10 protein-coding genes are annotated in these 9,827 nt (G+C 60.4%); 7 read left to right on the top strand and 3 right to left on the bottom strand.

All coding sequences use genetic code 11. The annotated features are described in order from the left end of the window. Positions 1 to 156: 156 nt before the first annotated feature. Positions 157 to 1,125: a LysR family transcriptional regulator gene (locus DK391_RS37685; protein ID WP_109483093.1), complete on the bottom strand. Its 969-nt coding sequence runs from the start codon at positions 1,123 to 1,125 to the stop codon at positions 157 to 159. Between the two features lie 148 nt (positions 1,126 to 1,273). Here DK391_RS37685 and rhaM point away from each other — a divergent pair, with 148 nt between their 5' ends. The 6 genes from rhaM (at position 1,274) to rhaS (ending at position 7,279) form a co-directional block, all read left to right on the top strand. Next, positions 1,274 to 1,600: an L-rhamnose mutarotase gene (gene rhaM, locus DK391_RS37680; protein WP_109483092.1), complete on the top strand. Its 327-nt coding sequence runs from the start codon at positions 1,274 to 1,276 to the stop codon at positions 1,598 to 1,600. A gap of 47 nt (positions 1,601 to 1,647) precedes the next feature. After that, positions 1,648 to 2,541 (top strand): amidohydrolase family protein, encoded by an 894-nt coding sequence (locus DK391_RS37675; protein WP_109483091.1) that lies wholly within the window; start codon positions 1,648 to 1,650, stop codon positions 2,539 to 2,541. Between the two features lie 29 nt (positions 2,542 to 2,570). After that, positions 2,571 to 4,115, top strand: coding sequence for a sugar ABC transporter ATP-binding protein (locus tag DK391_RS37670; RefSeq protein WP_109483090.1), 1,545 nt, complete (start codon positions 2,571 to 2,573; stop codon positions 4,113 to 4,115). Further along, positions 4,112 to 5,173: an ABC transporter permease gene (locus DK391_RS37665; RefSeq protein WP_109483089.1), complete on the top strand. Its 1,062-nt coding sequence runs from the start codon at positions 4,112 to 4,114 to the stop codon at positions 5,171 to 5,173. Before DK391_RS37670 ends, DK391_RS37665 begins: the two co-directional genes overlap by 4 nt. Then, complete coding sequence (locus tag DK391_RS37660) at positions 5,166 to 6,194, top strand: ABC transporter permease (protein ID WP_109483088.1); 1,029 nt, start codon at positions 5,166 to 5,168, stop codon at positions 6,192 to 6,194. The genes DK391_RS37665 and DK391_RS37660 overlap by 8 nt, the downstream gene beginning before the upstream one ends. 77 nt (positions 6,195 to 6,271) lie before the next feature. After that, positions 6,272 to 7,279 (top strand): rhamnose ABC transporter substrate-binding protein, encoded by a 1,008-nt coding sequence (gene rhaS / locus DK391_RS37655; RefSeq protein WP_109483087.1) that lies wholly within the window; start codon positions 6,272 to 6,274, stop codon positions 7,277 to 7,279. Between the two features lie 147 nt (positions 7,280 to 7,426). Here rhaS and DK391_RS37650 read toward each other — a convergent pair whose 3' ends face one another. Next, entirely contained in the window at positions 7,427 to 8,086 is a 660-nt protein-coding gene (locus DK391_RS37650) for a response regulator transcription factor (protein WP_109483086.1), read from the bottom strand. Positions 8,087 to 8,594: 508 nt separating this feature from the next. On the opposite strand from DK391_RS37650, the gene DK391_RS37645 reads away from it, so the two are divergent. Beyond that, a complete protein-coding gene (locus DK391_RS37645) occupies positions 8,595 to 8,813 on the top strand; it encodes a hypothetical protein (RefSeq protein ID WP_109483085.1) in 219 nt (72 codons plus the stop codon). An 80-nt stretch (positions 8,814 to 8,893) separates the two neighbouring features. Here the strand turns inward: DK391_RS37645 and DK391_RS37640 are convergent, their stop codons facing one another. Next, entirely contained in the window at positions 8,894 to 9,823 is a 930-nt protein-coding gene (locus DK391_RS37640; RefSeq protein WP_239483065.1) for a dihydrodipicolinate synthase family protein, read from the bottom strand. Between the last annotated feature and the right edge of the window lie 4 nt (positions 9,824 to 9,827).

Genomic DNA, 9,827 nt, shown 5'->3' with positions numbered 1-9,827 from the left:
TCTTTTGCCTACTTTTCTTTGCCGCGGCAAAGAAAAGTAGGTGCTGCCCCGCACAGGGGCGACGCCTGAAGTACTAATACCAATTCGCGGATGCCAGCGAAACAAAAACCGAAACCAAAACCAAAACGAAAACCAGGCGTCGCAAGACAAAAAACCTCACCCATTTAAAACCAAAGCATCCCTCTCAGCCAACAACTGCGAATGCAACCTCAACAACTCAACAAACCTCTCGGCAGGCTCAGCAAGAGCCTCTCCTTTGCGAGTCAAAATCCCAAACCCGGCAAGGCTCTTGCCAATCTCAACAGGCAGCGCCACGAGAAGCCTGCCTCGCACATGATCCCGCACCACCGACTCAGGCAACATCGCCACGGCATCATAATTCTCAAGCAACTGCAACGTAGCGAAGATGGAAGCGCATTCGGTGAGATTAGCCGGCGTCCCAAGCCCCGCCCGCGCCAACTCTTCCTCGAATAGCACACGAGCGGGACTGGTAATAGGTTGCGCAACCCACGGCCAGTCCATCAACTCGCGCAGCGTAATGGAAGCACGCCCAGCCAGCGGATGCACAGCCCGAACAACCAGCACCAGCGTCTCCCGAGCCAAAGGCTCGAAACTGAATACATTGTGCTGTAACGGATCAGTCAGACGACCCAGCGCAAGATCCACTTCGCGGCGATGCAGCAATTGCACGACCTGATCGCTGGTCTCACCGAGAATGCACACATGCAACAAAGGGCGCTCGGTCTTGAGCGCAGCCACCGCCATCGCCAGCAAATCGGGCGCGGCACCCATGATCGCGCCAACCGTCAGTTGCCCATGCCCGCCCTTGCGCTTCGCATCGAGATCCTCGGCGAACCGCGTGAGATCGGCCAGCGCGCGCCGCGCATACGCCAGCGTGACCACCCCGAGCGGCGTCGGCTGCATGCCGCGCGCGTTGCGCTCGAATAGCAGAAACCCTAACGCCTCTTCGATATCGCCGAGCATGCGGCTCGCGCTGGGCTGGGCAACATTGATGGCGTCGGCCGCCTGGTGGACGTTGCGCGCGTCGTCGAGTGCGACGAGCAAGGCCAGATGCTTGAATTTGAGCCGGTTGATAAGGGCAAGCGGGGCAGCGTTCTGGCTCATGGAGGCTCGGCGTGCGATTCGGTTTGAGTATCGCCCAATCCCAACAACGGATTGAGATGTTATCAACGCCCGAATTATAGTCGCATCAAGACGCTTCCTAAGAGAGCGGCAAGAACAAGTGATCGAAAACACTGGAGACAAACCCGGCATGGAGACAATCGCTTTCCGGATGGTGCTCAACCCCGGCATGCGCGACGAGTACGAGCGCCGGCATCGGGAAATCTGGCCCGAACTCGTCGATGCACTGCACAACGCAGGCATACACGATTACCGGATCTTTCTCGACGAATCCACGCATCATCTGTTCGCGATACTCACGCGCAGCGCCGACCATTCGATGGAGCAGCTGCCCGAGCTTGCCGTGATGCGCAAATGGTGGGATTACATGGCCGACATCATGCAGACGGCACCCGACCATACGCCGCTTCAACGAGCGCTCTCGCCAGTATTTGAACTGCAGCATCCCTTCCACTGATTCGCGAACGCTCGCGGCGCACGTGCGCCGGCGGCGAAGGACGCGCCATGAAAGTTGTCGACCCGCACATGCATCTGTGGGATCTGAAGACGCATCACTACCCGTGGCTTGCCAATCCCGGCGTGTCGTTTGTCGGCGATGCGCGCGCGCTTAAGCACGATTACCTGATCGCCGATCTGCTGAACGACGCCGGCGATATCGAACTGCTCAAGTGCGTGCACGTCGAAGCCAACCACGATCCGAAAGACCCGGTCGAAGAAACGCGCTGGCTGCAAGCCGTCGCGGACGATGCAGGCTCGCGCGCGATGCCCAACGGGATCGTCGCCGCCATCGATCTCTCCGCCGATAACGCCGCCGACGTACTCGCCGCCCACGCCGCGTTCGCGAATACGCGCGGCGTGCGGCAGATCCTCAACGTGCATCACGACAAGCTGTACGACTATGGCGCCCGTCACTTCATGCGCGAGGCGACGTGGCGCGAGAACTTCGGGTTGCTGCGCAAGCACGGCATGTCGTTCGACATGCAGCTTTATCCCTCGCAGATGGAAGAGGCGGCATCGCTTGCCAGGCAGCATCACGACACGCAGTTCATCGTCAATCACACGGGCATGTTCGTCGATCGCAACAGCGTCGCGGGCTACCGCGCGTGGCGCGAAGGCATGAAGATGCTCGCGCAATGCCCGAACGTCGCGGTGAAGATCAGCGGACTGGCAATGTTCGATCATCACTGGACCGTCGAAAGTCTGCGGCCCTATGTGCTCGAAACCATCGACACGTTCGGTGTCGAGCGTGCCATGTTCGCATCGAATTTTCCGGTGGACAGACAGTTCGGCACATATGGCGACTTGTGGCGTGCGTATGCGTCGATAGTCGGTGCAGCCAGCGAGGCTGAGAAGGACGCGCTGTTCGTACGCAACGCCGAGCGCTTTTACCGTATCTGAAGCGGCCTCGAACAACACGCAGTCGCAGCATGAAGGAGAACAGGGTGGAGCAACACACTGGTAGCGTGCCAAGACTCGAACTGCGGCACGCGAGCAAAACATTCGGACGCGTGCGCGCGCTGTCGGACGGCGAACTCGTGCTGTGGCCGGGCGAAGTGCATGCGTTGCTCGGCGAAAACGGCGCGGGCAAATCGACGCTCGTGAAGATACTCGCCGGCGTGCATCAGCCGGATACGGGCGAGCTTCGCATCGACGGTGCAGAGCGCCGCTTTGCGACGCCTGCCGAAGCACGCGATGCGGGCCTCGCCGTCATCTATCAGGAACCGACGCTGTTCTTCGATCTGTCGATTGCCGAGAACATTTTCATGGGACGGCAACCCGTCGATCGCTTCGGGCGCATCCAGCACGATGCGATGCGCGCGGAAGTGGACGGACTGCTCGCATCGCTCGGTGTCGATCTGCGCGCGGATCGCCTCGTGCGCGGGCTGTCGATTGCCGATCAACAGGTGATCGAGATCGCCAAGGCGCTGTCGCTGAACGCGAACGTGCTGATCATGGACGAACCCACGGCGGCGCTGTCCTTGCCCGAAGTCGAGCGGCTATTCACGATCGTGCGCAAGCTGCGCGAGCGCGATGTTGCGATCCTGTTCATCACGCATCGGCTCGATGAAGTGTTCGCGCTGACGCAGCACGTCACGATCATGCGCGATGGTGCCAAGGTATTCGATGCGCCGACTGCTGAAATGTCGACGGAATCGGTGGTCGCGAAGATGGTCGGGCGCGATCTGGAAACGTTCTATCCGAAGGCCGACGTCAAGCCTGGCGACGTGCGTCTGTCGGTGCGCAACCTGACGCGTATCGGCGTGTTCAAGGACATCTCGTTCGACGTGCGCGCGGGCGAGATCGTCGCGCTCGCGGGTCTGGTCGGCGCGGGTCGCAGCGAAGTGGCGCGCGCGATCTTCGGTATCGATCCTGTCGACTCCGGCGAAGTGCAGATCGCAGGCAAGCGCCTTGCAATGGGCAATCCGGCGAAAGCCGTGCGAGCGGGCCTTGCGCTGGTGCCGGAAGATCGGCGTCAGCAAGGACTGGCGCTTGAATTGAGCATCGCGCGCAACGCGTCGATGACGGTGCTCGGACGGCTCGTGCGCCACGGCCTGATTTCGTCGCGCAGTGAGACGCAACTGGCGACGCGCTGGGGCACGCGCCTGCGCCTCAAAGCAGGCGATCCTTCCGCACCTGTCGGCACGTTGTCGGGCGGCAATCAGCAGAAAGTGGTGCTCGGCAAATGGCTCGCCACTGGCCCGAAAGTGCTGATCATCGACGAACCCACACGCGGTATCGACGTCGGCGCGAAGGCGGAAGTCTACGGCGCGCTCAGCGAACTCGGGCAGGAAGGCATGGCCGTGGTGATGATTTCGAGCGAACTACCTGAAGTGCTCGGCATGGCCGACCGCGTGCTGGTGATGCACGAAGGCCGCATCAGCGCGGAGATCGCACGCGCCGCCGCGAGCGAGGAACGCATCATGAGCGCGGCACTGGGGCAATCGGCAGCACTACTGGGGCGCGCAGCATGATCCGGCATTCGACACATTCACACGCGGCGTCGATTCAGCACGCGCCGCTGCAACGTACGCGCACGAGTCCTGGCGGCATCGTCGGAACACTCGCGAAGAGCCGCGAGACCACGCTGTTCGTCGTGCTGATCCTGCTGATACTCGGCACCTCGCTCGCGCGTCCGCAGTTTCTGAATCTGCAGAACCTGCGCGATGTGCTGCTCAACGTATCGATCATCAGTCTGCTGACGGCTGGCATGACAGTCGTGATCCTGATGCGGCATATCGATCTGTCGGTGGGATCGACAGTAGGCATCAGCGCGTATGCCGTCGGCAGCCTGTACGTTGCGTTTCCTCATATGCCCGTGCTGGTCGCGCTCCTGGCAGGCGTGGCGTTCGGGCTGATCGCGGGCGGCATCAACGCGCTGCTGATCGCAGTGGGACGCGTGCCGTCGCTGGTGGCAACGCTGTCGACGCTCTACATTTTTCGCGGCGCCGATTATGCGTGGGTACATGGTGGACAGATCAACGCGACCAGTCTGCCCGACGCCTACTCGCGGCTCGCGACGGGCACCGTACTCGGCATTCCGACGCTCGCGCTCATCGCAGCTGTCGTGCTGTTCGCGCTGTCGTTCTATCTGAAGCATTTCCGTGCAGGACGTGAGCACTACGCGATCGGCTCGAACCCCGAGGCAGCAAGGCTTGCGGGCGTGAACGTCGAGCGTCGCGTGATGTCGGGCTTTCTGCTGTCGGGTGCGATTGCGGGCTTCGCAGGCGCGTTGTGGCTCGCGCGCTTCGGCACCGTCGATGCGAGCACCGCGCAGGGCATCGAGTTGCAGGTGGTGGCGGCGGCCGTGGTTGGCAGCGTCGCGATCACGGGTGGCGTCGGTACGATACTCGGTGCGACGCTCGGTGCACTTGTGCTCGGCGTGATCAGTATCGCGCTGGTCGTGCTGCACGTGTCGCCGTTCTGGGAACAGGCCATCGAAGGCGCACTGATTGTCGCTGCCATTGCCGCCGATACGCTGCTGGCCCGCTCCGTCGCCAAACGCATGATGAGGAAACGCGATCATGGCTAAACCCGATTCCGCTTTGCTCACGCGCAAGCGAGAAACGCCGCTGCGCTGGGAAACCTTGCTGATCGTCGTGCTGATCGCATCGCTCGTGATGGGCCGCGTGCTGTCGCCCGTGTTCCTGACGGGCGCGAACATCAGCAACGTACTCGCCGATCTGACCGAGATCGCGCTGATGGCATTGCCGATGACGCTCATCATCGTCGCGGCGGAGATCGATCTGTCCGTTGCATCGGTGCTCGGTGCGTCGAGCGCGCTGATGGGCGTGCTGTGGCATATGGGTCTGCCGATGCCTGTCGTCATCGTGCTGGTGCTGGTGTTCGGCATGATCGCGGGCTTGCTGAACGGCCTCGTGATTGTGAAGCTGAACCTGCCGTCGCTCGCGGTGACGATCGGCACGCTGGCGCTGTTTCGCGGGCTGTCGTATGTACTGCTCGGCGATCAGGCCGTGGCGGATTTTCCGGCGGGTTATACGGCGTTCGGCATGGATACGCTGTTCGGCACTTTCATTCCACTGCCTTTCGTGATCGTCATCGTGTGCGCGGTGCTGTTCACCGTGCTGTTGCAGGCAACCGCATTTGGCCGCAGCCTTTACGCGATTGGCGCGAATTCGACGGCAGCGGCGTTCTCGGGCATCGAGGTCGCCAGGGTGCGGCTGCGCCTGTTCGTGCTGTCGGGCTTCATGAGCGCGCTGGCGGGCATCGTGTACACGCTCCGCTTCACCAGTGCGCGCGGCGACAACGGCGAGGGTTTCGAACTGTCGGTGATCGCCGCGGTGCTGTTTGGCGGCGTGAGTATCTTCGGCGGGCGCGGCTCGATGGTCGGCGTGGTGCTGTCGTTGCTGATCATCGGCGTGCTGAAGAACGCGCTTACGCTCGACGATGTTTCGAGCGAAACGCTGACCATCGTGACGGGCGCGCTGTTGCTCGCATCGGTGCTGATTCCGAATCTGGTCGCGCGCTGGCGCGCGATGCGCGACCGCAAGCTGATCGCTGCGCAGACCTTGTCGAAGGCGACTGCGCCGTGAGTGTCTGTCAAGCCGTACGTGATGCCGTTCAATCCAACCGGACGCAAACAGTCCGATCCACCACCAGGAGACAACAGATGAACAAACCACTGCGTCACGCGGGAGCGATGATGCTCTGCGCGGCTTTGCTCGGCGTGAGCGTCGCAGCGTCCGCCGCGGGCCTCAAGCCGGATCTGAAGATCGCATTCGTGCCCAAGCAGATCAACAACCCCTACGAAGTGATCGCCGACGACGGCGGCATGGCCGCGATCAAGGAGTTCAAGGGGCAAGGCAAGGTGGTGGGGCCTTCGGATGCGGGTGCATCGTCGCAGGTGTCGTACATCAACACGCTGACGACGCAGCGCCAGGATGCCATCGTCATCGCGGCCAATGATGCGAATGCACTCGTGCCGTATCTGAAGAAGGCGATGTCGCAAGGCATCAAGGTGGTGACGTTCGACTCCGACACGGCACCCGACGGCCGCCAGCTATTCGTGAACCAGGCGAATGCGGAGAGCATCGGGCGCGGGCAGATCCAGCTCGTGTCGAAGCTGATGGGCGGCGAGGGCGAGTTCGCGATTCTCTCTGCTACGCCTAACGCGACCAACCAGAACACCTGGATCAAGTGGATGCAGGAAGAACTGAAGAAGCCCGAGTATTCGAAGATGAAGCTCGTCAAGATCGCTTATGGCAACGATGACGATCAGAAGTCGTTCGTCGAAACGCAAGGGCTGTTGCAGGCGTATCCGAATCTGAAGGCCATTGTGGCGCCGAGATCGGTCGGTATTGCGGCTGCCGCGCGTTATATCTCGACGTCGTCGAGCAAGGGCAAGGTGGCCGTGACGGGTCTTGGCACGCCGAACCAGATGCGTGCGTTCGTGAAGAACGGCACGGTGAAGGCGTTCCAGTTGTGGGATCCGGGTCAGTTGGGCTATCTGGCGGCTTATGCGGCTGCGAATCTGGCGTCAGGTGCGATTACCGGCAAGGAAGGCGAATCGTTCGATGCGGGCAAGCTCGGCAAGCGCACGATTGGCGCACAAGGCGAGATCATTCTTGGACCGCCGACTACGTTCGATGCGAGCAATATCGATAACTTTAATTTCTGACTGTCGTCGATGTCACTCGCGTGAGAGTGACGCTTGATTTGAGCGAGCGGATTCTTCTCAAGGGGCTGTCATCCAGGCGTGGATGACAGCTCAGTACTACACCGCCAATTCCCCAGAGAGCACGGGCTTCACTGATACAGCACGACATCAGATCAACCCGTTGACCTGCGCATACTTGACGAGATCAGCATTCGTCTGCAGCTTCAGCTTCTTCATTGCAGTGCTCTTTTGTGTCGCGACAGTCGAGATGGAGCGATTGACTTGCCGTGAAATATCTGTCAACGACGCACCGGATGCAAAAAGGCGCAGTACCTCGAGTTCCTTTTTCGTCAGTACGGGTTTGCTACGGGCTTCTTCACTGCCGCCAGGCCGAAACTGAAGTCGGCTGCGGATCTTCGCGGAAAAATGCGGCCTGCGCTCGATTATGACCTGCCGCGCTACGCTGCAAAATTCCTCGATCCCTTCGCTTTTATCGACAATCCCCGCGACACCCGAATGCGACAGGCGGATCAGCACGTCGTCGTTGTTCAGCATCGTTAGCACGACAACGGGAATCCCGGGATAGAGCTTGCGCAAGCGCGCAATGAGTGCGAGTCCATCGATGTCATTCGACACGGCACTCATTACCAGATCCGTGATGATGAGATCCCAGTTGCCTTGCGACAGCAATTCAAGCAACGCACTCCCCGAGTTGGCGACAGCGTCGACCTTGAAGCCAGGAATGCCGCTCAATGCGGTGATGACGGCGTGCCGGATAACGGGGTGATCGTCGGCGATGGCAATTCGAAAATCGCGAGTGACATTCATGGTGAAGGAGTCGAGGGGGGCGATGAGAAGAAGGGCACACATCCGTACTTGATGATGTTTTCGGAATATTTTTCGATCAATACACTTTCCTGCGCGGCGGGCGAGCTAACCTGACATCGAGGATAGCGAACAGAGATGGAGTTGAGTCATTTTATGTGGGCATGTAGGAGAGTTTCGAATAATTCCTACACGATGTGGGTGCGAGATTCGGAGAAATCTCTCACATGCGAGGGAAACGGATTGCATGAAGCAATGCGATCCTGGTGTCGCCTGTAGTGCAAGTCTGTTAATAAATTAAAAGGCTGGGTATCGGAAATGAACGCAATAGACAGAGAAAAATCAGGTTTTTCGAGGTCAGCCTGAATTGACGTAAAGAACTGTCAAGAATGGGCATTGCGGGGAAGATTCAGTCAACGCTGCCTCTGACTGCGCGTTTAATGCATTGACCCAATCCGGTCGAACGGCCCTCGAGCCGTTAGTCAATCACCAAGGTTTAAGGATTCAAGCAATGAACAAGCACATCATCGCGGCCGCTCTGGCAGGTCTGTTCTCGATCGCCGCATTCGCACAGGCATCGGCTCCGGCAGCGACGGAAGAGGCACCGGCAGCCGCATCGGCACCGGCCGCCAAGCACCACGCCAAGAAGCATCACGCGAAGAAGCACGCTCACAAGAAGGCAGCGCCCGCCAAGGCAGCGAGCGACGAAGCCGCATCGGAAGCGCAGTAATCCTTAGCGCGTTGCGCTGAGTCGAAAAGAGGACGTGCAGACGATCTGTCTGCCTTCCTCTTTTTTATTACCTTGCCATGCTAGCGGGACGTTGCGCGATGGTCCGCGTATGGGCCCAACATGTCCGCAAAGCGACGCGCGCACGTCGTACCGAACGCGGTGGGCTGCATGCCCCGGTCGTGCATAACATCGAACCCCATGCGCCATGCAGCAATACGTTTGCCGTAACACGTGAGCGCATCCAGCGACTGCATCACGAACACGATGGAGGGCAGAACGCGTTCGTACAATGCCTGCGCCTGACCGTGATCGTCGCCCATAAAGCGGTGATAAATCGCCGCTTGCCAGTCGAACGAATCGGGCGCGACGATCAGTCCGGCACAACCCGCGCGCAGATTGTCGATCAGTTCCTGGCCGCCGCGCCCGTTGAATACGGGCAATGCGCTGCCATGCTCACGCAGCCGCTCGATAGTCGAATGAATGATGGTGGCGGGGCCTTCACCCTTTAGCCACTGGAATTGTCGGCATTGCGCCGCCAGCGCGACGAGCGATTGCACCGACAACCCGACACCGAGATATTCAGGCGCATTCTGGATGCCAGCGGGCACGCGCACGCGCTGCATGACGTCGGCGAAAAAATCGAAGTAAAACGATTCAGGCTGGTCGCGTACCGATGGCGGCTGCAGGATCAACGACGACGCGCCGTGCTCCGCCGCATAATCCGCCAGCGCGACCTGTGCGTCGGCGGTGTCGCCGGAAATCGTGACGGCGAACGGCACACGTCCCGCGATATGTGCGCCTGTCCATTCGATGAAGTGCCGCTTCTCTTCGAGCGAGAGCCGGTTCACTTCCGTCGCCAGGCCGAGAATCACCACACCGCCCGCGCCCGCATCGATCGTCGCATCGATCTGCATGTGAAGCGCACGCCGGTCCAGCGCATTGTTTGCGTCGAAGTAGGCATAGAGCACGGGCCACATGCCGCGTGGTGAGAAAGAGGCGGGTTGCGTCATGATC

Origin of the sequence: Paraburkholderia sp. C35 (genome assembly GCF_003121405.1) — a bacterium.
In the GTDB taxonomy this organism is placed as follows: domain Bacteria; phylum Pseudomonadota; class Gammaproteobacteria; order Burkholderiales; family Burkholderiaceae; genus Paraburkholderia.
Note: the sequence above shows the minus strand (reverse complement) of the source record. Positions and strands in the feature narration are given on the sequence as shown.